The sequence below is a fragment of the Nonomuraea harbinensis genome (genome assembly GCF_019396385.1).
GTDB lineage: Bacteria > Actinomycetota > Actinomycetes > Streptosporangiales > Streptosporangiaceae > Nonomuraea > Nonomuraea ferruginea.
Window position 1 is genome coordinate 150,259 of the sequence record NZ_JAHKRN010000002.1, and the last position, 26,230, is coordinate 176,488.

Below are 26,230 nucleotides of genomic sequence, written 5' to 3' on the forward strand. Positions count from 1 at the left end.
CCCGGGAAGGATCACCGACCGTGGACATCTTTCGCACGAAGAGTGTCGAGCAGTCGATCCGTGACACCGAGGCGCCCGAGCACCGGCTCCGCAAGCGTCTCACCGCCGTCGACCTGACGGTCTTCGGCATCGGTGTGATCATCGGCACCGGCATCTTCGTGCTGACCGGTCAGGTCGCCAGGGAGATGGCCGGGCCGGCGGTGGCGATCTCGTTCGTGGTGGCCGGGGTGGTGTGCGGGCTGGCCGCGCTGTGCTACGCGGAGTTCGCCTCCACGATCCCCGTGGCCGGATCGGCCTACACCTTCTCCTTCGCCACGCTGGGCGAGTTCCCCGCCTGGATCATCGGCTGGGACCTGCTGCTGGAGATGGCGCTGGCAGCCGCCGTGGTCGCCGTCGGCTGGTCAGGCTACTTCAACGCGCTGCTCACCTCGGCCGGCGTGCACCTGCCCCCGTCGATCGCGGGCGAGGACCCCGTGGTGGACGTGCCCGCGATGGCCGTCGTGCTCATCCTCACCGCGGTCCTGATCGCCGGCATCAAGCTGTCGTCCCGGGTCAACCTGGTCATCGTGATCATCAAGGTCACGGTCGTCCTGCTGGTGATCCTGGCCGGGCTGTTCTTCATCTCCATGGCCAACTACACGCCGTTCGTCCCCGAGCCGCAGCCGACCCCGGCGGTGGAGGGCGTGCAGGCGCCGCTCATCCAGGTGCTCTTCGGCATCACGCCGGTGGCGTTCGGCGTGCTGGGCATCTTCACCGCCGCGGCCATCGTGTTCTTCGCCTTCATCGGCTTCGACATCGTGGCCACCGCCGCGGAGGAGACCATCGAGCCGCAGCGCGCCCTGCCGCGCGGCATCCTCGGCTCGCTGGTGATCTGCACGCTGCTGTACGTGGCGGTCTCGCTGGTGGTGGTGGGCATGCAGCCCTACACCGAGCTGAGCACCGCCGCGCCGCTGGCCGACGCGTTCACCGCGGTCGGGCAGCCCTGGGCGGCGGCGCTGATCAGCATCGGCGCGATCGCCGGTCTGACCACCGTGGTGATGATCCTCATGCTGGGGCAGACCCGGGTGCTGTTCGCCATGTGCCGCGACGGGCTGCTGCCGCGCCCGCTGGCCAAGGTCCACCCGAGGACCGGCACGCCCGCGCTGCTCACCGCGATCGTCGGCGTGGTCGCCGCCCTGCTGGCCGGGTTCATCTCCCTGAGCGCGCTGGCCGAGCTGGTGAACATCGGCACGCTCTTCGCGTTCGTGGTGGTGTCCGCCGGTGTGATCATCCTGCGGCGCACCCGTCCGGACCTCCCGCGGGCCTTCAGGGCGCCGCTGGTGCCGCTGCTGCCGATCCTGTCGGTGCTCGCCTGCCTCTACCTGATGCTGAACCTGCCGGTCGAGACCTGGCTCAGGTTCCTCATCTGGATGGTCATCGGCGCGGTGCTCTACTTCGCGTACGGCTACCGCCACAGCATGGTGGCCGGGCCCGACCGGCGGTCGTGAGGGGCGGCCGGAGCCGCCCCCGCTGAGACCCGCGGATCAGGGCGTGAAGAGCGCCCCGCCTGCCGACTTCATCAGGCACGCGTTCGAGTACATCCGGCCGAACGAGATCGGCTCGCCGCGCCACCGGCCCGTCACGACCACGGCGGCGGGCCGGAACTCGCGCGTGCAGGCGGCCTTCGAGCTGCCCACCAGCCGGGCCGGATCGCCGCCGGCCCGCGCCAGCAGCTTGCAGGCCGCGCTCGCCGACCGGTGGGTGCCGCCCGCCGGACGGCAGGTGAGGGTGGCCGTCCGCGTGGGACCGTTCTTCACCGTGACCAGGATCCGCAGGACCGCTCCCGGCGTGCTTGCCGCGACCGCCGGGGCCGGGACCGTCAGGAGGGACCCGCACAGCGCGATCGCGCCGAACGCCTTCATCATGATCTTTTCCCTTCGTAGCACACGGCATCAGAGGCTACGACGGAGAGTGACGATCGGAGGGGAGGCCCGCCGGGCGAGCCTCCCCAAAGGCAGGTCAAGCGGGGAGCGAGGCGACTCCCGGCGGCAGGAACCGTGACGGCGAGTGACCGGCGCGGTCCAGGTACGGCGTGATGCCGCCCAGGTGGAACGGCCAGCCGGCGCCCAGGATCATGCACAGGTCGATGTCCTGCGGCGCCGCCACGACGCCCTCGTCCAGCATGATCCGGATCTCCCCGGCCAGCGCCCTCAGCACGCGCACGCGTACCTGATCGGCGGTGGACGGCCCGTCCGCGACGCCGGAGCCGCCCGCGAACAGCGCGACCGCCTCCTCGTCCAGCGAGAAGTCCGGCCGGTACACGCCCGGCTTGCCGGCGGCGACCAGCTTGGCCAGGTTGGCCGAGACCCCGAACCGGTCGGGGAACGCCTCGTGCAGCGTCTCCGCCACGTGCAGGCCCACCGCCGGGCCGACGAGCTGCAGCAGCGCGAACGGCGTCATCGGCAGCCCGAGCCGGTCCAGCGCGTGCTCGGCCGCCTCCAGCGGGGTGCCCTCGTCCACGGCCCCGATGACCTCGCCCATGAACCGGGTGAGCAGCCGGTTGACGACGAACGCCGGGGCGTCCTTGACCAGCACCGACGACTTCTTCAGCGCCTTGCCGACGGCGAACGCGGTGGCCAGCGTGGCGTCGTCGGTCGCGCCGCCCCTGACGATCTCCAGCAGCGGCATGACCGCGACCGGGTTGAAGAAGTGGAAGCCGACCAGCCGCTCCGGGTGCGCCAGGTCCTCGCCCATCGCGGTGACGCTCAGCGAGGAGGTGTTGGTGGCCAGCACGCAGTCGGCCCGCACCACGGCCTCCACCTCGGCGAACACCTGCTTCTTGACCGTCAGGTCCTCGAAGACCGCCTCGATCACGAAGTCGGCGTCGGCGAAGGCGTCCTTGGTCAGCGAGCCCGTCACCAGCGCCTTGAGCCGGTTGGCCTGGTCGGGCGAGACGCGGCCCTTGCCGGCCAGCTTGTCGACCTCGGCGTGCACGTACGAGACGCCCTTGTCGAGCCTGGCCTGGTCGAGGTCGGTCAGCACGACCGGGACCTGCAGCCGGCGGGCGAACAGCAGCGCCATCTGCGAGGCCATGAGGCCCGCGCCGACGACGCCGACCTTGGTGACCTTGCGCGCCAGCGACGCGTCCGGCGCGCCCGCGGGCCGCCTGGCCCGGCGCTGCACCAGGTCGAAGGAGTAGAGACCGGCCCGCAGCTCGTCGCTGAGCAGCAGGTCGGCGAGCGCCTCGTCCTCGGCGGCGAAGCCCTCGTCGCGGGAGGCGGTACGGGCCAGCGCGACCAGGTCGAGCGCCCGGTACGGCGCGGGAGCGGCGCCGTGGAGCTTCATGTCGACCAGGAAACGGGCGTCGGCGACCACCTTGTCCCAGTCGGCGGCGGTGTGGTCGGGGCGCTCGACCGTCACCTCGCCGGTGAGCACGCGGGCCGCCCAGCGCAGCGACTCCTCCAGGAAGTCGGCCGGCTCGAACAGCGCGTCCGCGACCCCCAGCTCGAACGCCTCGCGGCCCCTGGTCATGCGGTTCTGCGCGAGCGGGTTCTCCACGATCAGCTTGATCGCGTTCGCCGGGCCTGTCAGGCGGGGGAGCAGCTGCGTGCCGCCCCAGCCCGGCACCAGGCCGAGCGAGCACTCCGGCAGCGCCACCGCGGGGACGCCCGAGGAGATCGTGCGGTAGGTGCAGTGCAGCGCCACCTCCAGGCCGCCGCCCATGGCCGCGCCGTTGACGAACGCGAACGACGGGACGCCCAGCTCGCCCAGCCGGCGGAACACGTGGTGGCCCAGGGCGCCGATCGCCAGCGCCTCCTCACGGGTGGTCAGCGCCGCCGCGCCCTTCAGGTCGGCGCCGACGCCGAACACGAACGGCTTGCCGGTGACGCCCACCGCCGCCAGGTCGGTCCGCTCGGCGATCTCCGACAGCGCGCCGTTGAGCGCGAACAGGCCGTGCGGGCCGAACGTGTTGGGCTTGGTGTGGTCGAAGCCGTTGTCGAGCGTGATCAGCGCCATCGTGCCCGCGCCGCCGGGCAGCTCCACGTCGCGGACCAGGGCCTTGGTGACGACCTCGTCCGTGGCGCGCTCGGTCAGCAGCGCGCGCCAGGTGTCAAGAGTGCTCACAGGCCCTCCTCCGTCGGTCCTGTGAGCATGCTGCTGTGTCTCATGGTTCTCTCGCTTCGCTCGCTCATGCCAGGTTCTCCCAGATCACGGTGCCGCCCATGCCCATGCCGACGCACATGGTGGTGATGCCGTAGCGCACGTCGGGGCGCTCGCCGAACTGGCGGGCGAGCTGCGTCATCAGCCGTACGCCGGAGGAGGCCAGCGGGTGGCCGAACGCGATCGCGCCGCCGTACGGGTTCACCCGGGGGTCGTCGTCGGCGAGGCCGAAGTGTTCCAGGAAGGCGAGGACCTGGACGGCGAACGCCTCGTTGATCTCGATCAGCCCAATGTCCGACATTTCGAGATTCGCCAGGCGGAGAGCGCGCTCCGTGGACGGGATCGGGCCGACGCCCATGACCTCCGGGTCCACACCGGCGAACGCGTACGAGACGAGCCGCATCTTCGGCGTCAGGCCGAGCTCCGCGGCGACGTCGGCGGCCGCCACGACGCAGCCGGTCGCGCCGTCGTTGATGCCCGAGGAGTTGCCGGCCGTCACGTGGCCGTGCGGGCGGAACGGCGTCTTCAGTGTGCCCAGCGCCTCCAGGGTGGTGCCGGGACGCGGCGCCTCGTCCTGGGTGGCCAGGCCCCAGCCCTTCTCCGCCGTGCGCACCGCGGTCGGCACCAGGTCGGGCTGAATCTTGCCGTCCGCGTACGCCTTGGCCACCTTCTCCTGCGACAGCACCGCGTACGCGTCGGCGCGCTCCTTGGTGATCGTGGGATGGCGGTCGTGCAGGTTCTCCGCCGTCATGCCCATGACCAGGGCGCTCGGGTCGACCAGCTTCTCCGACAGGAACCGCGGGTTCGGGTCGACGCCCTCGCCCATCGGGTGGCGGCCCATGTGCTCGACGCCGCCCGCGATGGCCACGTCGTAGGCGCCGAAGGCGATGCCGCCGGCGACCGTGGTCACCGCGGTCATCGCGCCCGCGCACATCCGGTCGATCGCGTAGCCGGGCACGGACTTCGGCAGCCCTGCCAGCACCGCCGCCGAGCGGCCGATGGTCAGGCCCTGGTCGCCGATCTGGGTGGTGGCGGCGATGGCGACCTCGTCCACCCGCTCGGGCGGCAGGGCGGGGTTGCGCCGCATGAGTTCGCGGATGACGCGCACGACCAGGTCGTCAGCGCGGGTCTCCGCATACAGCCCCTTCGGCCCGGATCTGCCGAAAGGGGTGCGCACGCCGTCGACGAACACGACGTCACGAGAGGAAGGCACGGATCAGCTCCTCGTTGCTGGACAGCTTCCGCCCTTATGCTACTCATGAGTAACTACCGCGCACGCGACCCCCGCGGCGACCAGGGCGCAGATCACCACCGGATCGAGGTCCCACACCCTCCCCCTTACCCCCAGCACCCCGGTCACAGCCACCATCATCCCTGCTCTCCGTGTCACCGCCCGCACGCGCCCGAGGCGGGGACCCGCTCGATGCCTGGGCGCCCTCCCGCTCGTGGGGGCCTGAGGTCCGGGGAGGTTCCCGGCGAGCCGGGCGGGGTCCCAGGGGTCGCTGGGAGGTGTGCCCGGGTGGGCGACGCGCGCCGCGAGGTCACGGGCCCACCAGGCGGCGAAGCAGACCGCCGCTCCCGCCCCGGCCCAGCCGAGCGCCGTCATCGCGCTCTCCAGGACGGCGGCGAGCGCGGACTCCCCGAACAGGCCCGGCAGCGTGCCGCCGAGCAGCAGCACCACCGCCCACCCGCACGCCATGACCAGCCTGCCCACCGGCAGCAGGGGTGAGGGCGGCGCCACCGCGTACAGCTCCCGCTCCCGGCGCCGGGCGGCGCGCGCCCGCGACCCCCACACCACCTGCGTGACGGCCAGCGCGGCCAGCGCGCCGGCGAAGGACGCCAGGGAGAGCAGGGCGAGCGGCGCCGCCCACGCGCCGTCCGCCCGCTCGGCGAGCACCTGCGTGGCGGCCGGGAACAGGAGTGCGGCGGCCAGCGCCACACGGGCGCGGCGCCGCGCGTCCCGGACCCGCGCCCGCAGCGCCGCCACGGCCACGGCGCCGGGAGGGGGCGCGATCTCGCTCGTGAGCATGGTGGTCATGATGCGGGACAACGCTCCGTGACGTCCCGGTTTCGGCAAGCTGGAGTCACCGATCCACCCGACTCCCGAATCCACGTCCACGTGAGCTGGTGTCGCCCGCTCGTGACGCGGGCGTCTGTGCGGGCCGGGAGTGTCAGGTGCTGACGCCGGCGTCCACGGGGATGGCGGCGCCGGTGATGTTGCGGCCGCCCTCGCCGGCCAGGTGGGCCACGGTCGCGGCGATGTCCTCCGGGGAGCAGTAGCGGCCCAGCGCGGTGTACGAGCGTTCCTCGTCGGCGCCCGGCCCGTCGGCCGGGTTCATCTCGGTGTCGGTGGAGCCGGGATGGACCAGGTTGGCGGTGATGCCGCGGGAGCCGAGGTCGCGGGCCAGCCCCTTGGTGAGGCCGACGAGCGCGGACTTGCTCATCGCGTACAGCGTCCAGTCCGGGTACGGGACGCGCTCGGCCAGGCTGCTGCCGATCATGATGATCCGCCCGCCCTCCGGCAGGTGCCGCGCCGCGGCCTGGGCCAGCACGAACGACGCGCGGGCGTGCACCGCGAGCACACGGTCCACCTCCTCAAGCGTGACATCCTCCAGTGGCCCGTACGGGGCGATGCCGGCGTTGCCGACGACCACGTCGAGCCGGCCCAGGGTGGCCACCGTGCGCTCGACCGCCGCCACCACCTCGCCCGCGTCCTCGGCCCTGGCCCGGACGGCCAGGGCGCGCCGTCCCAGCGCCTCGGCCTCCGCGGCCACGGCCGCCGCCCGGCCGGCCTCGGCGGCGTACGTGATCGCCACGTCGAACCCGTCGGCGGCGAGCCGGCGGGCGATGGCGGCGCCGATCCCCCTGCTGCCTCCGGTGACCAGCGCGACCTTGCGTCCCATGATTCCTCCAGTGAAGCGGAATGGATTCCGCTTGAGATAGTAACCGGAATCTATTCCGTTTGTCTCGGGTGGAAGGATGGACGCCGTGAGAAGCGAGCGCAGCGACGCCGCCCGCAACCGGGCGAAGATCCTCGCCGCCGCCGCCGGCATCGTCGCCGAGCGGGGGGTGGAGGGCCTGGCGATGGCGGAGGTCGCCGCCGCGGCAGGGGTCGGCGTCGGCACGCTCTACCGCCGCTTCGGCGACCGCTCCGGGCTCGCCTACGCGCTCATCGACGAGCGGGAGCGCGAGTTCCAGGCGGCCTTCGTCGGAGGGCCGCCGCCGCTCGGGCCGGGGGCGGAGCCGCGCGAGCGCATCCGCGCGTTCCTGCACGCCCTGCTGGAGCGTACGGTCGAGCAGCTCGACCTGCTGCTGATGGCCGAGACGGCCGCGCCGCTGGCCCGCTTCGGCGGCGCCTACCAGGCCCACCACGCCCACCTGGCGATGCTGGTCGCGCAGGCGGCGCCCGGCGCCGACGCCGCCCCGCTGGCCGACGCGCTGCTGGCGCCGTTCGCCGCGCCGCTGCTGGCGCACCGGCTGCGCGAGGGTGTCACGCCCGAGCGGGTCAGGTCCGCGCTCGACGCTCTCCTTGCCGGGATCCGCTGAAGGCCCTCCGGCGTCTCCGAGGGTGGGACGTCGAGTCACGGCAGGGGCCGATGTGACTGTGAGTAGTCTTCGGGAAAAGAGTGAAATATCCGGACAGATGTTGGTTAAATCTGTTATGAAAGGTTGCACTCCGTATTCGCACTAGAAGAGGTTCAGCGTGGCGCGCGACGACAACGACAGGCCATACGACGACGGGCAGGGCAGGCCGGTGAACCCGGACCTGACCGGCGATGTCCTGTCTCCGCGCTGGAGCACGGATGACACCGACGAGCAGCCCGCCATCCAGGTCTCGGGCAACGAGACGTACATCCTGCCCCCGGACGACACCCCCGCCGGCGACCCGTACCCGGCCAAGGACGAGCCCTCCTACCTCGACGCCCCGTACGCCGAGAGCGGCTCGTACGCCGACAACACCCCGTACGCCGAGAGCGGCCCGTATGCCAAGGGCACCCAGTACGCCGAGGGCGCCTCGTACGCCGAAAGCGGCCCGTACGCCGCGAGCGGCGGTTACACCGACGACCAGGGCGCCTCCTACATCGACGGCTACCCCGACTCCCAGGGTCCGGTGTACACCGACGCCTTCGCCGAGAACGCGGCCGGCGAGTACGCGGGAGACGAGCCGAGCGACCCGCGCAGGCCCGCCGACGACCCGGATGGGGCCGGTTACCTGCCCCTCGACCGGGGCTACGAGGAGCCCGACGAGGAGCCCAAGCGCGGATTCCTCGGCTCCGGCTGGACCGGCTCCTCCGGCGACGGCGACGACCACGGCAAGGACTACGGCAAGGACTACGGCAAGGACTACGACAACGGCGACGGCGAGGTGCGGCGCCGCACCAGGCTGCTGCTGGCCGCCGCCGCTGCCGTGGTGGTGCTGGGCGTGGGCGGCGGCTGGATGCTCACCAGCACCTCCTCCGACGACCCCTGCGCGGGCGGGCGGTGCGCCTCCGTCAGCGACCTCAGCTCGCCCTCCGCCGACGAGGAGGCGGAGACGGACGTCCCCATCGAGGAGGCGACCGATACGGCCACTCCCGAGCCCGAGGTCTCCGAGACCCCCACCACCGCGCCCACGACGCAGACCAGGGTCCGCCCGACCCGGACGGCCTCGGCCGAACCGGAGCCCGAACCGGAGCCCGAGCCCACCCGCACGCGGACCCGCGCCGCCGAGCCGGACCCGGAGCCGTCGAGCAGGGCCACCCGCGCGCCGGTCGACGAGATGAACGAGGCCAAGGTCAGCGCCCGGCCCGAGCCGGACCGGACGGAGGACACCGAGTCGAGCGCGCCGACCAGCGATCCCGTCACCGACATGCCGCAGCCGGAGGAGACCAGGCGAGGCCTGCTGGACATCCTGTTCCCCTGGGGCTGAGACGTGTAAGGATGCGGTTCCGGACGCTTGTTTTCCGGCATACTGGAAACCGTTTTCCTGGAGGGTCTCTTGGTCACGCTGGAAGACGTCGCCAAGCAGGCGGGCGTCTCGCTCGCGACCGCCTCGCGGGTGCTCAACGGCAGCACCCGCCAGGTGGGCGCCACGCTGCGGGCGCGCGTCGAGCGCGCCGCCGACGAACTGGGCTACCGCGCCAACATCGCCGCCCAGACGCTCGCCCGCGGCGCCAGCAACGTCATCGGCATCGTGGTGCATGACCTGACCGACCCGTACTTCGCGGCCCTGGCCGACGGCGCCATGCGGGCCGCCGCCGGTGAGGGCCTGCTGGTGATGGTCGGCACCACCCACCGCGACCCCGAGCAGGAGATCGCGTACGTGTCCACCCTGCACGCGCAGCGGGTCCGCGCCGTGCTGCTGGCCGGGTCCCGCATGGCCGACCCCGAGGTCACCGGCCGTTTGGCCGCCGAGCTCGCCGCCTACCGCGCGAGCGGCGGGCGGGTGGCCTGCGTCGGCCAGGACCTGCTGGGCGTGAACACCGTCGCGCCCGCCAACCGGGAAGGCTCCGCCGCCCTGGCCCGCGCGCTGGCCGGGCTCGGCCACACCCGCTTCGCCGTGCTCGCCGGGCCGCCCCACCTGATGACCGCCGCCGACCGGTGCGCCGGGTTCACCTCGGCCCTGCGGGAGCTGGGGCTGCCGGAGCCGCTCGTCCTGCACGGCCCGTTCGACCGCGACGGCGGTTACGCGGCGGCCCGGCGCACCGGCGACGCGACCTGCGTGTTCGCGGTCAACGACGTGATGGCCGTGGGCGCGCTCGCCGCCTACCGGGAGCACGGCATCCGGGTTCCGCAGGACCTGTCGGTGGCCGGTTTCGACGACATCGCCACGCTGCGTGACCAGGTGCCCGCGCTGACGACGGTCCGGCTGCCGCTGAAGGACATGGGCGCGCGGGCGCTGGAGCTGGCGCTGACGACCGACGAGGGCGCGGTGGTGGAGCGGGTGGCCGGCGAGGTCGTGCTCCGCGAGAGCGTCAGAGACCTGCGGTGACGGGAGAACCCACCTGATGCGACTGGCCTTCAGCACCCTGGGCATGCCGGGCGCCGGCCTGGACGAGGCCATCGGGACCGGCCTGCGAACCGGCTGCGCGGGGCTGGAGCTGCGGCTGCATCCCGGCACCGGCGTGCACGCGGGGCTCGGCGGCCCGGAGCGGCTGTCGGTGCGGCGGCGCGTCGAGGACGCCGGGCTGGAGATCGCCGCGCTCGCCGGCTACGTCGGCGTCTGCGAGCCGGCGGACGACGAGGCGGTGATCGGGGCGCTCCGCGCCGACCTGGAGCTGGCCGCCGACCTCGGCGCGCCGGCGGTGCGGGTGTTCCCGCGCGGCGACGATCTCGCGCTGGGCGCGCGTCGGCTCAAGGCGGTCTCCGGTACGGCGGCGGAGCTGGGCGTGCGGGTGCTGGTGGAGACCCACGACAAGATGGCCACCGGGGCCGCGGTGGCCGCCCTGCTGGCCGAGGCCGGCACCCCCGCGACGGCCGGCGCGCTCTGGGACCTGCTCCACCCGTGGCGCCACGGCGAGTCCCCGGCCGCCACGCTCGCCGCGCTCGGCCCGAGCCTGGCCTACGTCCAGGTCAAGGACGCGGTGTCGGCCGCCGACACCACCCCGGTGCCGATGTGGACCGGGTCCGTGCCGCTGGACGAGGCGGGCGAGCTGCTCCGCGCGGCCGGCTACCGCGGCTGGGTGTCGCTGGAGTGGGAGCGCACCTGGTATCCGCAGGTCGCGCCGGTGGAGGAGATCCTGCCGGGGGCCGCCGCGTGGGTGCGGCGGTTCGGCGTCTAAACGATTGATTCCAAGGGGCGTGGGATCAGTGGTCGCAGGCGGTGAGTGACCGCGCGGTGGGCCGGTCGAGGGGCTTCGCCGCCTTGAGCCGACCGCCTCTTCGCGCTGCACCTGCGTGTCTCACGAGCCGTCGACGTCCGCGGCTGACCGATCAGGCCGCCCGTCCTGCCGTTCCCCCGTCACGCGCGCGGGTCGACGTTCACCTTGGTTGACCAGGGACGACAAGGAGACGGCCGCGCAGGCGCACATCACCGCCCCCGTACGGGGTAACCGGTACGGGATGCGGATCGAGGACTGGTTCCTGACCGAGGAGGAACGCGGCAACGGGGCGACCAGGCTCGGCCCGTGGACGACCGGCAACGACGTACGCCCGCTCGTCCACGGAGCGACCTATTTCGCCGAGCTGCGGGCCTGCGTCGAGCGGCTCGGCCACGACGACCTGCTGCTCTTCGCCGACTGGCGCGGCGACCCCGACGAGCGCCTGACCCCCGACGGCCCGACCGTGGGCGAGGCGATGGCCGCGGCCGCGCGGCGCGGCGCCCTCGTACGCGGCCTCATCTGGCGCTCCCACATGGACCTGCTGCGTTTCAGCTCGGCCGAGAACCGCCGCCTCGGCAGGGAGATCGAGGACTCCGGCGGCCAGGCCCTGCTGGACACGCGGACCAAGCCGGGCGGCGCGCATCACCAGAAGTTCGTCATCCTGCGCCACGACGGCGACCCCGCCAGGGACGTCGCCTTCGTCGGCGGCATCGACCTGTGTCACAGCCGCCGCGACGACGCGGACCATCTGGGCGACCCGCAGAGCTGCCCCATGCCCGCCGTGTACGGCCACCGCCCGCCCTGGCACGACGTCCAGGTCGCCATCCACGGGCCGGCCGTCGCCGAGGTGGAGGCGGTCTTCTGTGAACGCTGGGAGGACCCCGCCCCCGAGACCCGCGACCCGCTGCGCCGGCTGCGCGACCACATCGGCCGGATGGACGACGCCCCGCCGCTGCCGAAGCCGGGTCCGCCTCCGCCGCCGGCCGGGCGGCACGCGGTGCAGTTATTGCGTACCTATCCGGCGCGGCGCGACCGCTACCCGTTCGCGCCGGACGGCGAGCGCAGCATCGCCCGCGCCTACCGCAAGGTGCTGGCCCGCGCCCGCTCCATCGTCTATCTGGAGGACCAGTACCTGTGGTCCACCGACGTCATCGAGCCGTTCGCGGAGGCGCTGGAGCGCGAGCCCGGCCTGCGCATGATCGTCGTCGTGCCGCGCCATCCCGACCAGGACGGCCTGCTGGCCGGCCCCGCCAGCCTGATCGGCCGTGCGGACGCCCTGGCCCGGCTGCGCGCCGCCGGCGGCGACCGGGTCGCCGTCTACGACCTGGAGAACCACCGGGGCACGCCGATCTACGTGCACGCCAAGGCCTGCGTGGTGGACGACATGTGGGCCACGGTCGGCTCCGACAACGTCAACCTGCGCTCGTGGACGTACGACTCGGAGCTGAGCTGCGCGGTGCTGGACGAGCGGGAGGACCCGCGTCCGCCGTACGGCGCGCTGCGCTTCGCCCGCGACCTGCGGCTGACCCTCATGGCCGAGCACCTGGATCTACCCGGCGGCGAGCAGGACAAGCTGTGCGACCCGGCCGCCGCCTTCGCGGCGTTCGCGCGGGCCGCGTCCCGGCTGGAGGAGTGGCACCGGGGCGGCGAGGAGGGGCCGCGCCCGCCGGGCCGGCTGCGCCCGCACCCGGAGCCCACCCTGTCGAGGCTGCAGAAGGTACTGGCCATGCCCCTCTACCGGTTCGCGGTGGACCCGGACGGGCGGCCGGCCGAGCTTCGGCGGTCGGGCCGGTTCTGACCGCTGCTGGATGATTGATTCCACACCCCTTGGAATCAATCATCCAGACGGGGGCGCTTAGATGGGGGAATGTCCCAGCTGAGAAACAAGGTGCTCGTCGTCGGCATGGACGGCCTGCGCTTCGACCGGCTGCGCGCGCTGCGCCCGCCGGTCCTGACGTCGCTGATGTCCGCGGGCGCGTACGGCACGAGCCTGCTCCCGTACGGGGAGGAGGACGCGCCGCGGACCGAGTCGCCCGGCGAGGTCGTCCCCGAGCCGCCGGCGGAGCCGGCTCCGCCCGGGGAACGCGTGATCAGGGCGCGGACCGACTCGGGGCCTGGCTGGTCGTCGATCGCCAGCGGGGTGTGGCCGGACAAACATGGCGTGGTGGACAACGGGTTCGCCGGAGCACAGTTCACGAAATATCCGGACTTCTTGTCGCGGGCGCAGGCCGCGCGCCCCGACCTCACGACGGCGGCGTTCTTCTCCTGGGCGGCCCTCGACGAGCACGGCGCCTTCGGCCGGACCATCGGCCACCGGCTCGTCCTCGACGGCTACGCGCTCACCTTCGCCGGCGCCGACAAGCAGGTCACCGCCGAGGCCGGGCGCCACCTGGCGGAGGCCGGCCCCGACCTGTCGTTCGTCTACCTGGGCGACACCGACGAGGTGGCGCACGAGCTGGGGCCGTTCTGCCCCGAGTACACCGCCGCGCTCATGACCCAGGACACCGCCCTGGGCGGCTTCCTCGACGCGATCCGCGGCCGGCCCTCGTACGCGGGGGAGCGGTGGACGGTTCTGGTGACCACCGACCACGGCCACGTCGACGAGGGCGGCCACGGCGGCGCCTCGGACGAGGAGCGGACGGTGTTCGTCATCGCCGCCCGGCTGGGCGCCGACCTGGGCGGCGTGCCGCTGGCCGGGCCGCGGCCGGTGGACGTGGGCCCGACGGCGCTGGCCCAGCTCGGCATCCCGGTGGACCCGGCGTGGGACCTGGACGGTGTGCCGCTGCCGATCTGATTGTTCATCAAGTGTTGAATTTCTCGCCCACCAGGGGAAGACTCGTGTTCAGGGACCACGAGGGGCGGGAGGCCCGATGGTGCTTGACCTTTCCCAGGTGCGCGGCGGGATGCTGGCGGAAGCCGGCGGGAAGGCCGCCAACCTCGGCGAGCTGATCGGGGCGGGCCTGCCGGTGCCGCCGGGCTGGGTGGTGACCACCGACGCCTACCGGCGGGTCGCCGCCGAGGCGGGCCTGGACGGGCTGATCGCCGCCGGCGGTGACGGGCTGGCGGAGAAGGCCAGGGAACGGCTGCTCGCCACCCCCGTCCCGCCGGACATCGCGCGGGCCGTCGCCGTCGCGTACGAGAAGCTGCCGGCGGGCGCGGCGGTGGCGGTGCGGTCGTCGGCCACGGCCGAGGACCTGCCGCACGCCAGCTTCGCCGGCCAGCAGGACACCTACCTCAACGTGACGGGCGCCGAGGCGGTGCTCGACGCGGTGCGCCGCTGCTGGGCCTCGCTCTGGACCGACAGGGCCGTCGCCTACCGCGAGGCCAACGGCGTCGATCACGCCGGCGTCAGCCTGGCCGTCGTGGTGCAGGAGATGGTGGACGCCCGGGTGGCCGGCGTGATGTTCACCGCCAACCCGGTGACCGGCAGGCGGCACGAGGCGGTGATCGACGCCGCCCCCGGTCTCGGCGAGGCCGTCGTGTCGGGCGCGGTCAACCCCGACCGGTTCGTCGCCGACGCCCGCACCGGCGAGATCCGCGAGCGCCGCGCGGGCGACAAGCGGCTGCTCGTCCGGGCCCTGCCGGGCGGCGGCACCGAGCGGCTCGACACGCCGCCGCGCGACGGGTTCTGCCTCACCGACGACCAGGTGCGGGAGCTGGCCGCGCTGGGCGCCAGGGTCGAGGAGCACTACGGCGCCCCGCAGGACACCGAGTGGGCCATCGGCGCCGACGGCGGGCTGTGGCTGACCCAGGCCAGGCCGATCACCACCCTGTACCCGCTGCCCGAGCCCCGGGACGGCCTGCGGGTGTACTTCTCGTTCAACGTCGCGCAGGGCGTCATGGGCCCGCTCACGCCGCTGGGGCAGGCGACGATCAAGCTGCTCGCCTCCGGCGCCGCGGGCGCGTTCGGGCGCCCGCCCGCCGACCCGCGCGAGGGGCCGCCGGTCCTGGTCTCGGCGGGGGAGCGGCTCTGGATCGACATCACCACCCCGCTGCGCAGCCGCGCGGGACGGGTGATCCTGCCCCGGGTCATGCAGGTGGGCGAGGCCCGCACCGTGGCGCTGGTGCGCGAGCTGGCCGCCGACCCCCGGCTGCCGGTGACGCACACCTCGCGCCGCCCGCTCCTCCGGGCCGCCGCCCACTTCGGCCGCCGCCTGCGGGTCCCCGCCAAGGTGCTGCGGGCGCTCACCCGCCCGGAACGCGCGCTCGCGTACACCCGCAAGCTGGGCGAGGACCTCGACGGGCACCTGCGGCTGCCCGAGACGGCCACGCCCGCCGACCGGCTGCGGCACGCCCAGCGGATGCTCGGCGGCGCCTTCCCCGCGATCGTCTCGATCATGCCGACGGCGCTCACCGGATACGGGCTGTACGCGCTGGCCGCCAGGCTGTCCGGGACGCCGCTGGGCGAGATGCAGGAGGTGCTGCGCAGCGTCCCGAACAACCCGACCACCGAGATGGACCTGGAGCTGTGGCGGCTCGCCACGCGCATCGAGCCGGAGGTGTTCCGGCGCGAGCCGGTCGCCGAGCTGGTCCGCCGCTACCGCGCCGGCACGCTGCCTCCCGTCGCCCAGCGCGAGATCACCGCGTTCCTCGGCCTGTACGGGCACCGCGGCGTCGCCGAGATCGACATCGGCGTGCCCCGCTGGTCGGAGGAGCCGGGCCACATCCTCGGCGCGCTGGCCAACTACCTGCGCATGGACGCGGACGCCGACCACGCCCCGGCCGCGCTGTTCGCCAGGGGCGAGGTGGCCGCCCGGCGGGCGGTGGCCGAGGCCGTGGCCGCCGCGCGCCGCCGCGGCCGGCTCCGCGCCGCGGTCGTCCGGTTCGCCCTGGGCCGCGCCCGGCAGTTCGCCGGGCTCCGCGAGCTGCCCAAGTTCTACGCGGTCAAGGCCATCGCCGGCGTACGGGCGAGCCTGCTGGAGGTGGGCGGCCACCTGGTGGACGAGGGTGTGCTGGACTCGGCGCAGGACGTGTTCTTCCTGGACTTCGCCGAGCTGGAGGCGGCGGTGGCCGGGGAGGGCGGTGACGCGCGGGAGACCGTCGCCGCCCGCCGGGCCGTCCACGAGCGGGAGCGCCGCCGCAGGCACGTGCCGAGGCTTATGCTGTCGGACGGCACCGAGCCCGAGGCGGCGATGGCCGGCGCGGCGCCGGAGGGGGCGATCACCGGCACCCCCGCCTCGTCGGGCACCGTCACGGGGACGGCGCGGGTGGTGCTCGACCCGGTCGGCGCCCAGCTGGAGCCCGGCGAGATCCTGGTCTGCCCGTCCACCGACCCCGGGTGGACGCCGCTGTTCCTCACCGCGGGCGGCCTGGTCATGGAGATGGGCGGCGCCATGTCGCACGGCGCGGTGGTGGCGCGGGAGTACGGCATCCCCGCCGTCGTCGGCGTCCCCGACGCCACCCACCGCATCGCGTCGGGCGCTCAGGTCACGGTGAACGGCGCCGCCGGCACGGTCACCACGCCCGCGTAGCGCTCCTTCATCGTGGCCACCACCTCGTCCGGGTCCGCCGCCCAGACGTCGGCGTTGAAGATCTCCACCTCGACGTCGCCGATGTATCCGGCGGCGGCCACCGCCCGGGTGATCGGCGGGAAGTCGATCACCCCGTCGCCCATCATGCCCCGGCCCAGCAGCACGTCCGCCGGCAGCGGGTGCAGGTAGTCGCACACCTGGTAGGAGGCGATCCGCCGGCCCGCCCTGGCGATCTGCTCGTGGAGCGCCGGGTCCCACCACACGTGGAAGGTGTCGACCACCACGCCGACCTGCTCCTCCGGGTACGGCAGCGCCAGGTCGAGCGCCTGCCCGAGCGTGGAGAGCACGGCCCGGTCCGGGCAGTAGACCGGGTGCAGCGGCTCCAGGGCCAGCTTCACCCCGCGCTCTCCCGCGTACGGGGCCAGCGAGGCGAGGGCCTCGGCCACCCGCTCCCGCGCCCCGGCGACATCGCGCGAGAACCCGGCGGGCAGCGGCTCGCCCGGCCGCACCCCCGGCAGCCCGCCGACCACCATCACCAGGCAGGCCGCGCCCAGTTCGGCGGCCTCGTCGACGGCCCGCCGGTTGTCCTCCAGCGCCTCCGCGAACGCCCGCCGGCCCTCCTCGCCGGGCAGCCCGCCCGCCGTCAGGAAGCCGCCCCGGCAGAGTGACGAGACCCGCAGCCCGGCCTCGCGCACCAGCTTGGCGCTGCGCGCGAGCCCCGTCTCGGCCACCTTCTCCCGCCACAGGCCGACGGCCTCCAGCCCGTGCCTGGCGCAGCCGTCGACCGCCTCGGGCAGCGACCACCGCCGTGTCGTCCACTGGTTCAGCGACAGGCTCACAGCCCGTTCACCTCCAGCAGCGCCCGCATCCGGCGCACCGCGAGCTCCTGGTCGGCCAGCAGCCCCGCCCGGTCGGCCAGCCGGAACACCTCCGCCAGATGCGTCAGCGACCGGGCCGACTGCGCGCCGTTCACCATCGCGAACGCGTCCTGGTGCCCGTTCAGCCACGCCAGGAACACGATCCCCGTCTTGTAGTGGAACGTCGGCGACTCGAAGATCTTGCGCGACAACGGCACCGTCGGCGCCAGGATCTCCTCGTACGAGGCCAGCAGCCGGTCCCTGTCCGGCCCGGCGGGCGCGGCCTCGGCGGCGTCCAGCGCCCGCAGCGCCGCGGCGGCGGCCGGGGCGATCGCGTCGAAGATGCCCAGCAGCGCGTGCGAGCCCGTCCTGATCAGCGACGGGTAGTTGAAGTCGTCGCCGGTGTAGAGCCTGACGCCCGCGGGCAGCGCGGCGCGCAGCCGCACCTCGTGCTCCTCGTCCAGCAGCGACACCTTCACCCCGTCCACCATCGGGGCGTGCGCGTGGACCAGCTCCAGGAACGACTCCGTGGCCGCCGCGACGTCGCGCGCCCCCCAGTAGCCGGCCAGCTGGGGGTCGAACATCTCGCCCAGCCAGTGCAGGATCACCGGCCGGTCCGCCAGCCCGAACAGCTTCCCGTACACCCGGTGGTAGTCCTTCGGGCCGCCCGCCACCCGGGCGAGCTGCCGCGACGCCATGATGATCACTCCGGCGCCGGTCTCCTGGACGGTCTCCACCTGTTCGGCGTACGCGGCGACGATGGCGTCCAGGTCGTCCGCGCCGGGCGCGTGATCGGTCCCGGCGCCGCACGCGACCAGCTCCGCCGGGTCGCCGAGCGTGGCCGCCTCGGCGGCGCTGCGCCTGATCAGCTCACGGGTGGCGGCCCAGTCCAGGCCCATGTTGCGCTGCGCGGTGTCCATCGCGTCGGCCACCCGCAGCCCGTACGACCACAGATGGCGGCGGAAACGCAGCGTGGCTTCCCAGTCGACGGCGGCCGGCGCGCCGGGGGTGTTGTCGCCGAGCGGGTCGGCCACCACGTGCGCGGCCGCGTACACCACGCGGCTGGTGGCGGGGCCGCCGCCGGTCGGCCAGGTCACCGGCTCGCTCAGCGTGTACGGGCCGCCGGGCAGGTCGATCCTCACAGCTGCGGCACCTCGATCCTGCGGCCCTCCGCCGACGAGCGCAGGCCCAGCTCGGCCAGCTGCACGCCGCGCGCGCCCGACGCGAAGTCGTACGGGAACGGCGCGTCCTCCAGGACGTGGCGGACGTACAGCTCCCACTGGATCTTGAAGCCGTTGTCGAACTCGGCGTTGTCCGGCACCGTCTGCCAGTCGTCGCGGAAGCGGGCGGTCACCGGCAGGTCGGGGTTCCAGACCGGCTTGGGGGTGGCGGCGCGATGCTGCGCCCGGCAGTCGCGCAGGCCCGCGACGGCGCTGCCGTGGGTGCCGTCCACCTGGAACTCCACCAGCTCGTCCCGGTTGACGCGGACCGTCCAGGAGGAGTTGATCTGCGCGACGACGCCGCCCTCCAGCTCGAAGATCCCGTAGGCGGCGTCGTCGGCGGTGGCCGCGTAGCGGTCGCCCCGCTCGTCCACCCGCTCGGGGATGTGCGTGGCGGCGTGCGCGTACACCGAGGTGACCCGGCCGAAGAGGTTCTCCATCACGTAGTGCCAGTGCGGGAACATGTCGAGCACGATGCCGCCGCCGTCCTCCGACCGGTAGTTCCACGACGGGCGCTGCGCCTCCTGCCAGTCGCCCTCGAACACCCAGTAGCCGAACTCGCCGCGCACCGACAGGATCCGGCCGAAGAAGCCGCCGTCGACCAGGCGCTTGAGCTTCAGCAGGCCCGGCAGGAACAGCTTGTCCTGCACCACGCCGTTCTTGACGCCCTTGGCCGCGGCGGCCTCCGCCAGCGCGACCGCCTCCTGCACCGACTCGGCGGTGGGCTTCTCGGCGTAGATGTGCTTGCCCGCGTCGACGGCCTTGAGCACGGCCTTGACCCGGGCCGAGGTGACCTGGGCGTCGAAGTAGATCAGGTTGCCGTCGTCGGCCAGCGCGGCGTCGAGGTCGGTGGTGTGGTCGGGGATGCCGTGGGCGGCCGCGATCCGGGCGAGCTTGTCGGCGTTCCTGCCGACGAGCACCGGCCTGAGGGTGACCCTGCTGCCGTCGGAGAGCGTCACACCGCCCTGTTCGTTGATCGCCAAAACGGAGCGGACCAGATGCTGCCGGTAGCCCATCCGTCCGGTGACGCCGTTCATGACGACGCCGATGGTGCGCACGCTCATGGGGATCCTTTCAGGGAAAGCGCTTTCCCGAACCGTACGGCGGAGCCGCCTGAGGCGTCAAGAGCCGCTCAGCCCTCGCTCGCGGACTCCAGCCTGGCCAGCGCCTTCGCGATCGGGTGGGCGGTGAGTGAGAGCTGCCACTCGCGGGCGCCGAGCTTGCGCAGGCGGGCGGCGACGCTCTCGTCGGTGATGTCCTCGGGCGGCTCCCACGTGAGCCTGCGCACCGCGTCGGGCTGCAGCAGGTTCTCCGTGGGCATACGGTGCTCCTCGGCCAGCGCGGCCACCACGGCGCGCGCCGCCGCGAGCCGCTTGGCGGCGGCCGGATCGCGGTCGGGCCAGCGGTTGGCCGGCGGCGGCCCGTCGCCGGGCGTGCTCGGCTGCGGGAGCTGGCTGTCGGGCAGGTTGCGCGCCCTGGCCACGGCGGCCAGCCAGTCGTTCATGTGGCGGCGGGCGCTGCGCCCGGTGAAGGCGGTGATCTCGGTGAGCGCCTTCTTGGTGCGGGGGACCTCCAGCGCGGCCGTCACGATCGCGGCGTCGGGCAGCACCCGGCCGGGGGCCAGGTCGTTCTCGCTGGCGATCCGGTCGCGCATGGTCCACAGCTCGCGCACGATGGCCAGGGCGCGCACGTTGCGCACCTTGTGGATGCCCGACGTGCGCCGCCACGGGTCGGCCCGCGGCATCGGCGGCGGCGTGTTGAGCACCGCCTCGAACTCCTCGCGCGCCCACTCCAGCTTGCCGGCCTCCGCCAGCTCGCGGTGGAGCGCGTCACGGAGCTCCACCAGCACCTCCACGTCGAGCGCGGCGTAGCGCAGCCACGCCTCGGGCAGCGGCCTGGTCGACCAGTCGGCGGCCGAATGCCCCTTCTCCAGCCGCAGGCCCAGCACGGTCTCCACCATCGTGCCGAGCCCCACCCGCTCGTAGCCGAGCAGCCGGCCCGCCAGCTCGGTGTCGAAGATGTAGCGCGGCCGGAACCCCAGCTCCAGCAGGCACGGCAAATCCTGGGACGCGGCGTGCAGCACGATCTCCGTCTCGGCGACGGCCGCGTCGAGCCCCGACAGGTCGGGGCAGGAGACCGGGTCGATCAGCGCGGTGCCGGCGCCCTCACGGCGCAGCTGCACGAGGTAGGCGCGGTTGCCGTAGCGGTAGCCGGAGGCGCGCTCGGCGTCGACGGCCACCGGCCCGGAGCCGGAGGCGAACGCCTCGACGGTGCGGGAGTAGGCGGCGTCGTCGGCCACGATCGGCGGGATGCCGTCGCGCGGCTCCAGGAGCGGGACGACGGTTCTCTCTTCGGTCATGAGGTCACCGCCCTCGTGACACCGGTGCTGTGTTGTCTGGTGCCCTCACGTCGTTCGGTCACTCTCCGGATCTTCGGGTCTGCGGGGCATGGCGGCCACGTCAGGGGGAAGCGGCGGGATCCCGGCAGCCACGCACATGAGGTCGCACCAGGCGGCGACATGTCCGGACAGATCCTCCTGCGCGGGGGACCAGGACGCCCGCAGCTCGAGCTCGGTGGTGACCGGATCGTCGGCCTTGTTGCCGAAACCCTCGGACACCGCTCTTGTCACGGTACCGCCGGCGGCGGAGTAGTCGGCGTGGTGAGCGTCGAGCGCTTCGGTCAGCCAGCTCCACGCGACCGGCCCGAGCATCGGGTCGGAGGTGATCTCCGGCTCCATGTCGGCCCGCACGTAGGCCACCAGCCGGAACGGCCCGTCCCAGCCGCGCTGGCCGTCGGGGTCGTAGAGCAGGATCAGCCGGCCGACCGCCAGCTCGTCGTCGTCGCGGTAGACCGAGGCGCCGATGGCCGCCGAGTGGGGGGCCAGGCGCTGCGGCGCGGGCAGCTCCTCCAGCTCGATCTCCGGCCTGACCTCGGCCGGACGCAGGCTCTCGACCGCGCGGAGGAACGCCGCGGGAGCCGACGGCCCGTCACCGAGGGTCATAGTCGAAGAGTAGGCCGGAGCGGGACGGAAGGGGACCACGGGGGTGCTCATCGTGCGTGGTCACACCGTCGCCAGCAGGCGGACCGGGCGGGCGGTCTGAGCCGAACCGAGGAGGATCGCGTGGCCGCACGAGACGCAGGCCCACTCCGGGCACTCACCCGGCTCGTGCCCGTCGGCGCAGCCCGGCTGCTCGAACGGCCGCTCGCCGGCACAGGACGCGCAGTGCTCGCTGCGGCACTCCGCGGAACTCCACAACGCTGTCATGAACCGGGGCCTTTCTTCGGGTCGTGGCTCCGACGGTGGCACGAGCGACTGACATTTCCGCGCAACGCGCTCGGCGTGTCCCGAAAGTGGATGCCGAATCGATGCCGCGCGGTGCCTTTGCCGATAATTGGCCCATCCGAGACCGGCATCCGGCCGTCCCGAGGGGCGACCTCGACCCCGCGGGCCGGCGTTGAAACGTCCACCCCCACATCTGATCATGAATCGGGGGTGAACCGGCGGGATTTTCCGCACAACGCGCCGATGGCGGGACCGCCACCCCGTCATGGCACCCTTGAAGGGTGAACCTCGACGACTCCGCCTTCCTGCGCGCCTGCCGCCGCCAGGAGGTCCCGCACACCCCTGTCTGGTACATGCGCCAGGCCGGGCGTTCGCTGCCCGAATACCTCAAGGTGCGCGAGGGCGTGCCCATGCTCACCGCCTGCGCCACGCCCGAACTGATCGTCGAGATCACCATGCAGCCGGTCCGCCGCTACGGCGTCGACGCGGCCATCTTCTTCAGCGACATCGTGGTGCCGCTCAAGGCCATCGGCATCGACCTCGACATCAAGCCGGGCGTCGGCCCGGTCGTCGCCGACCCGATCCGCGACCGGGCCGGGCTCGGCGCGCTGCGCCCGCTGGAGCCCGGCGACGTGCCGTACGTCACCGAGGCGATCGAGGCGCTCACCGGCGAGCTGGGCGGCACGCCGCTGATCGGCTTCGCCGGCGCCCCGTTCACGCTCGGCTCCTACCTGATCGAGGGCGGGCCGTCCAAGAACCACGACCGCACCAAGGCCATGATGTACGGCGAGCCCGAGCTGTGGCACGACCTCATGGACCGGCTGGCCGGCATCGTCCTCGAACACCTGCGCATCCAGATCCGGGCCGGCGCGTCCGCCGTCCAGCTGTTCGACTCCTGGGTGGGCGCGGTGGCGGCCGACGACTACCGCGAGTTCGTGCTGCCCCACACCCGCCGCATCTTCGAGGGCCTGGCCGGCCTGGGCGTGCCGCGCATCCACTTCGGCGTCGGCACCGGCGAGCTGCTGGGGCTGCTCGGCGAGGCGGGGGCCGACGTGGTCGGCGTCGACTGGAGGGTGCCGCTCGACGAGGCGGCCCGCCGGGTCGGGCCGGGCAAGGCGCTGCAGGGCAACCTCGACCCGGCCGTCCTGCTGGCCCCGTGGGAGGTCGTCGAGCGCAAGGCCCGCGAGGTGCTGCGGCGCGGCGCGGCGGCCGAGGGCCACGTGTTCAACCTCGGCCACGGCGTGCTGCCGTCCGTCGACCCCGACCAGCTCAAGCGGCTCACGGACCTGGTCCACGAGTTCTGAGCGGGTCAGGCCGCCGACGGGTCCGGCGCGGGTGTCCTGCGACGTCGCCGCCGCCGTACCATCACCAGCGCGAGCACGACCGGCGGGGTGATCACCGCCAGCCACGGCAGGGCCGCCCCGAGCGCCGTGACCAGCACCATCAGGAAGGTCACGAGAGAGTCCCAGCCCGCGCGCAGGCCGCCGAGGAAGCCCGCGGGCTCGTCGGCCGGCAGCGACACCGCCGCGGCCGGGCCCACCAGCCGCAGCGTGAGCGTGGCCATGGCGGTCTGCTCGGCCAGGCTCTTGCGCTGGGCCTGCAGCGACTCCAGGTCGGCCGCGCGGGTGGCGATCTCGCGCTCCACGTCCAGCACCTGGCCGATCGTGTCCGCCTTGGTGAGCAGCGTGCGCAGCGACTCGAGCGCCCGCTCGGCCGACTTCACCCTGCTCTCCACGTCGGCCACCTGGACCGTGACGTCCTCCGTCTCCTGGTTCAGCGACAGCCGCTCGCCCAGGTCCCGCCCGAGCCGGGTCAGCACGTCCGGGTAACGCGCGGGCGGGATCTTGAACTCCAGCTCCGCCGACGCGCTCGCCCGCTCGGACGACCGGCTCTCCTCCTTGGCCAGATGGCCGCCCGCCCCGGTGACGGCGTCCTTGGCCTGCTGGGCCGCCGCCGTCACGTCCTTGACCCGCACCGTCATCCGGCCGGTGTAGATGACCTGCCGGTCCTGCCGGGTGACCTCCACCCCGGAGGCGGGGTTGCGCCCGCCCGAGTCCTGCTTCTGGGCTTCGGCCCTGGCCGGAGCCTCCGAGGCCATGACGGAGGCCTCGCCGGTCGCGTAGGCCGGGGCGGCCGCGGAGTCGGCCGCCGACCCGCCGCCGCCGGCGCAGCCGGTCACCAGCAGGGCCGCGCACCCCGTCACCAGCGCGGCGATCATCTGTGCTCTCCTCATGCCCCTGAGACGGCTCCCGGCCTGGGCCGGTTTGATGGCAAGGATCACGTTACGGTCACGCCCCCGAGCAGCTGACCGGCCCTCCGGGGCGGTAGCGTCGGAAAGCGTGGAAGGTAATCGGGCACACGTGGCCGTCATCGGCGGCGGGATCTCCGGCCTGGCCGCCGCCTGGCACCTCAGGCAGAGCGCGGGCGAGCGGGTCAAGGTGACGGTGGTCGAGGGCGCCCCCCGCATCGGCGGCAAGCTGTACGCCACGGAGGTGGCCGGGGTGAGCCTCGACGCCGGCGCCGAGGCCATGCTCGCCAGGCGGCCGGAGGGCAAAGACCTCGCCGGGGCGGTCGGGCTCGGCGACGACCTGATGACCCCCGGCGCCGCCTCGTCGGCCATCTACACCAGGGGCGCGCTCCGGTCGCTGCCCAAGGGCCAGGTCATGGGCGTGCCGTCCGACCTGGCCGAGCTGGCCAGGTCCGGCATCCTGTCGGCGGGCGGCCTGCTGCGGGTGCCGCTCGACCAGATCATGCCCGCGACCCTGGTCCGCACCGACGTGTCCGTCGCCGCCTACATCCGGGCGCGGATGGGCGGCGAGGTGCTCGACCGGCTGGTCGAGCCGCTGCTGGGCGGCGTCTACGCGGGCCGCTCCGACATGCTCTCGCTGGAGGCGACGATGCCGCGCGTCGCCGCCGCGGCCCGGGCCGAGCGCTCCCTGCTCGCCGCCGCCCGCCACATCGTGGCAGAGACCCCGAAGGACGCCGGCCCGGTCTTCACCACGCTCCGCAACGGCATGGGCAGCCTGCCGGAGGCCGTCGCCAAGGCGTCCGGGGCCGACGTCAGGACCGGCGTCACCGTACGCGAACTGCACCGCACCCCGCACGGCTGGCGGCTCGTCGCCGGGCCGGTGCCGAGGCCCGAGACCATCGAGGCCGACGCGGTCATCGTCGCCGTGCCCGCCCCCGCCGCGGCCCGCATGCTGAAGGCCGAGGTGCCGGGGGCGGCCGCCGAGCTGGCGCGCGTCGAGTACGCCAGCATGGCCGTCGTCACCCTCGCCTACCCTGCCGGCGCCTTCCCCGAGCGGCCGGCGCGCAGCGGCTACCTGGTGCCGCCGGTCGAGGGGCGGGCCGTCAAGGCGGTCACGTTCAGCTCGGTCAAGTGGCCCCACCTCTCGCGCGACCTCGTGCTGGTGCGCTGCTCGATCGGCCGGATCGGCGAGGAACACCTGCTGCAACGCGACGACGCGGAGCTGGTCTCGGTGGCCATGGCCGAGATGAGCGAGGTCATGGGGGCGCGCGGGCTCCCGCTCGACACCCGCGTCACCCGGTGGGGCGGAGCCCTGCCGCAGTACAACGTGGGTCACATCGACCGGGTGGCGCGCGTGCACGCCGCCGTCGCCGGGCAGCCGGCGCTGGCGGTGTGCGGGGCCGCCTACGACGGGCTGGGGATCCCCGCCTGCCTGGCCACCGCGCGCACGGCCGCCTCCCGGATCCTGGACCACCTGTCCCGACGAGGAGAATCGACATCATGACGCAGGACGCAGCGCGGCCGAAGGCCCGCGATCTCAATCAGGTGATCCGCTACACCATGTGGTCGGTGTTCCAGGCGAGCGCGCCTGTCACCGGCGCCCGCGACGCGGTCGGCGAGGAGGTCGAGGAGCTCCTGGAGCAGGCCGCGGGCAAGGACGTCGTCACCCGGGGCCTCTACGACGTGGGCGGGTTCCGCGCCGACGCCGACTTCATGTTCTGGTGGCACGCCCCGACGGCGGAGGCCCTGCAGGAGGTCTACTCCCGCTTCCGCCGCACCGAGCTGGGCCGCCACAGCCGCCCGGTCTGGTCGGCGATGGCGCTCCACCGGCCCGCCGAGTTCAACAAGTCGCACATCCCGGCGTTCCTGGCCGAGGAGGAGCCGCGGGCCTACGTGTGCGTCTACCCGTTCGTCCGCTCGCTGGAGTGGTACCTCCTGGAGGACTCCGAGCGCCGGGCGATGCTCGCCGAGCACGGCCGGATGGCGCGCGACTACCCCGACGTGCGGGCCAACACCGTCTCCTCCTTCGCGCTCAGCGACTACGAGTGGATGCTGGCGTTCGAGGCCGACGAGCTGCACCGCATCGTCGACCTGATGCGCACCCTGCGCGGCGCCGAGGCCCGGCGGCACACCCGGCTGGAGATCCCCTTCTACACCGGCACCCGCAAGCCGGTCCGCGAGCTGGTGGCCGATCTGCCCTGAGCCTTCCCG

The 26,230-nt window shown here is 73.7% G+C and carries 23 protein-coding genes; 11 read left to right on the forward strand and 12 right to left on the reverse strand.

The annotated features are described in order from the left end of the window. Positions 1–20 precede the first annotated feature (20 nt). Entirely contained in the window at positions 21–1,487 is a 1,467-nt protein-coding gene (locus KME79_RS02620) for an amino acid permease (RefSeq protein ID WP_219543165.1), read from the forward strand. A gap of 36 nt (positions 1,488–1,523) precedes the next feature. Here KME79_RS02620 and KME79_RS02625 read toward each other — a convergent pair whose 3' ends face one another. From KME79_RS02625 to KME79_RS02645, 5 genes are all read right to left on the reverse strand, one after another. Next, a complete protein-coding gene (locus tag KME79_RS02625; protein WP_148030347.1) occupies positions 1,524–1,904 on the reverse strand; it encodes an SSI family serine proteinase inhibitor in 381 nt (126 codons plus the stop codon). A 94-nt stretch (positions 1,905–1,998) separates the two neighbouring features. Continuing rightward, a complete protein-coding gene (locus tag KME79_RS02630) occupies positions 1,999–4,104 on the reverse strand; it encodes a 3-hydroxyacyl-CoA dehydrogenase NAD-binding domain-containing protein (protein ID WP_219543166.1) in 2,106 nt (701 codons plus the stop codon). A 64-nt stretch (positions 4,105–4,168) separates the two neighbouring features. Further along, on the reverse strand, positions 4,169–5,353 hold the full coding sequence (locus KME79_RS02635) for a thiolase family protein (RefSeq protein ID WP_219543167.1): 1,185 nt from the start codon (positions 5,351–5,353) through the stop codon (positions 4,169–4,171). 39 nt (positions 5,354–5,392) lie between these two features. After that, entirely contained in the window at positions 5,393–6,178 is a 786-nt protein-coding gene (locus KME79_RS02640; protein WP_219543168.1) for a hypothetical protein, read from the reverse strand. 133 nt (positions 6,179–6,311) lie between these two features. Continuing rightward, positions 6,312–7,043, reverse strand: a complete 732-nt coding sequence (locus KME79_RS02645; protein WP_219543169.1) for an SDR family NAD(P)-dependent oxidoreductase — start codon at positions 7,041–7,043, stop codon at positions 6,312–6,314. A 76-nt stretch (positions 7,044–7,119) separates the two neighbouring features. On the opposite strand from KME79_RS02645, the gene KME79_RS02650 reads away from it, so the two are divergent. The 7 genes from KME79_RS02650 (at position 7,120) to KME79_RS02680 (ending at position 16,411) form a co-directional block, all read left to right on the forward strand. Next, positions 7,120–7,686 (forward strand): TetR family transcriptional regulator, encoded by a 567-nt coding sequence (locus tag KME79_RS02650; RefSeq protein WP_219543170.1) that lies wholly within the window; start codon positions 7,120–7,122, stop codon positions 7,684–7,686. Positions 7,687–7,843: 157 nt separating this feature from the next. Beyond that, positions 7,844–9,049, forward strand: a complete 1,206-nt coding sequence (locus KME79_RS02655) for a hypothetical protein (protein ID WP_219543171.1) — start codon at positions 7,844–7,846, stop codon at positions 9,047–9,049. A gap of 69 nt (positions 9,050–9,118) precedes the next feature. Continuing rightward, positions 9,119–10,111, forward strand: coding sequence for a LacI family DNA-binding transcriptional regulator (locus KME79_RS02660; protein ID WP_219543172.1), 993 nt, complete (start codon positions 9,119–9,121; stop codon positions 10,109–10,111). A 16-nt stretch (positions 10,112–10,127) separates the two neighbouring features. Next, positions 10,128–10,901 carry a sugar phosphate isomerase/epimerase family protein gene (locus tag KME79_RS02665; RefSeq protein WP_219543173.1) on the forward strand — a complete coding sequence of 258 codons (774 nt, stop codon included), beginning with the start codon at positions 10,128–10,130 and terminating at the stop codon, positions 10,899–10,901. A 208-nt stretch (positions 10,902–11,109) separates the two neighbouring features. Beyond that, entirely contained in the window at positions 11,110–12,738 is a 1,629-nt protein-coding gene (locus KME79_RS02670; protein ID WP_246639154.1) for a phospholipase D family protein, read from the forward strand. A 69-nt stretch (positions 12,739–12,807) separates the two neighbouring features. Beyond that, on the forward strand, positions 12,808–13,734 hold the full coding sequence (locus KME79_RS02675) for an alkaline phosphatase family protein (protein WP_219543174.1): 927 nt from the start codon (positions 12,808–12,810) through the stop codon (positions 13,732–13,734). 76 nt (positions 13,735–13,810) lie between these two features. Further along, positions 13,811–16,411, forward strand: coding sequence for a PEP/pyruvate-binding domain-containing protein (locus KME79_RS02680; RefSeq protein WP_219543175.1), 2,601 nt, complete (start codon positions 13,811–13,813; stop codon positions 16,409–16,411). Here KME79_RS02680 and KME79_RS02685 read toward each other — a convergent pair. The 6 genes from KME79_RS02685 to KME79_RS02710 form a co-directional block, all read right to left on the reverse strand. Then, on the reverse strand, positions 16,363–17,250 hold the full coding sequence (locus KME79_RS02685) for a sugar phosphate isomerase/epimerase family protein (RefSeq protein WP_219543176.1): 888 nt from the start codon (positions 17,248–17,250) through the stop codon (positions 16,363–16,365). The genes KME79_RS02680 and KME79_RS02685 overlap by 49 nt on opposite strands. Beyond that, positions 17,247–18,410: a dihydrodipicolinate synthase family protein gene (locus KME79_RS02690; protein WP_219543177.1), complete on the reverse strand. Its 1,164-nt coding sequence runs from the start codon at positions 18,408–18,410 to the stop codon at positions 17,247–17,249. The genes KME79_RS02685 and KME79_RS02690 overlap by 4 nt, the downstream gene beginning before the upstream one ends. Further along, positions 18,407–19,552: a Gfo/Idh/MocA family protein gene (locus tag KME79_RS02695; RefSeq protein WP_219543178.1), complete on the reverse strand. Its 1,146-nt coding sequence runs from the start codon at positions 19,550–19,552 to the stop codon at positions 18,407–18,409. Before KME79_RS02695 ends, KME79_RS02690 begins: the two co-directional genes overlap by 4 nt. 68 nt (positions 19,553–19,620) lie before the next feature. Further along, entirely contained in the window at positions 19,621–20,847 is a 1,227-nt protein-coding gene (locus tag KME79_RS02700; protein WP_148030360.1) for a ribonuclease D, read from the reverse strand. Between the two features lie 45 nt (positions 20,848–20,892). Then, positions 20,893–21,489 carry a DUF3000 domain-containing protein gene (locus tag KME79_RS02705; RefSeq protein WP_148030361.1) on the reverse strand — a complete coding sequence of 199 codons (597 nt, stop codon included), beginning with the start codon at positions 21,487–21,489 and terminating at the stop codon, positions 20,893–20,895. Positions 21,490–21,549: 60 nt separating this feature from the next. Further along, on the reverse strand, positions 21,550–21,753 hold the full coding sequence (locus KME79_RS02710) for a hypothetical protein (protein ID WP_148030362.1): 204 nt from the start codon (positions 21,751–21,753) through the stop codon (positions 21,550–21,552). 323 nt (positions 21,754–22,076) lie between these two features. Here KME79_RS02710 and hemE point away from each other — a divergent pair, with 323 nt between their 5' ends. Further along, positions 22,077–23,075 (forward strand): uroporphyrinogen decarboxylase, encoded by a 999-nt coding sequence (gene hemE / locus KME79_RS02715; protein WP_219543282.1) that lies wholly within the window; start codon positions 22,077–22,079, stop codon positions 23,073–23,075. A 5-nt stretch (positions 23,076–23,080) separates the two neighbouring features. On the opposite strand, the gene KME79_RS02720 is transcribed toward hemE, so the two are convergent. After that, positions 23,081–23,989, reverse strand: a complete 909-nt coding sequence (locus tag KME79_RS02720; RefSeq protein WP_219543179.1) for a DUF4349 domain-containing protein — start codon at positions 23,987–23,989, stop codon at positions 23,081–23,083. 121 nt (positions 23,990–24,110) lie between these two features. Between KME79_RS02720 and hemG the strand changes: the two genes are divergently transcribed. After that, on the forward strand, positions 24,111–25,523 hold the full coding sequence (hemG, locus tag KME79_RS02725) for a protoporphyrinogen oxidase (protein ID WP_271279331.1): 1,413 nt from the start codon (positions 24,111–24,113) through the stop codon (positions 25,521–25,523). Next, the gene (gene hemQ / locus KME79_RS02730; protein ID WP_148030366.1) at positions 25,520–26,221 is read left to right on the forward strand and encodes a hydrogen peroxide-dependent heme synthase; all 702 of its coding nucleotides are present in this window, start codon (positions 25,520–25,522) and stop codon (positions 26,219–26,221) included. Before hemG ends, hemQ begins: the two co-directional genes overlap by 4 nt. Positions 26,222–26,230 lie beyond the last annotated feature (9 nt).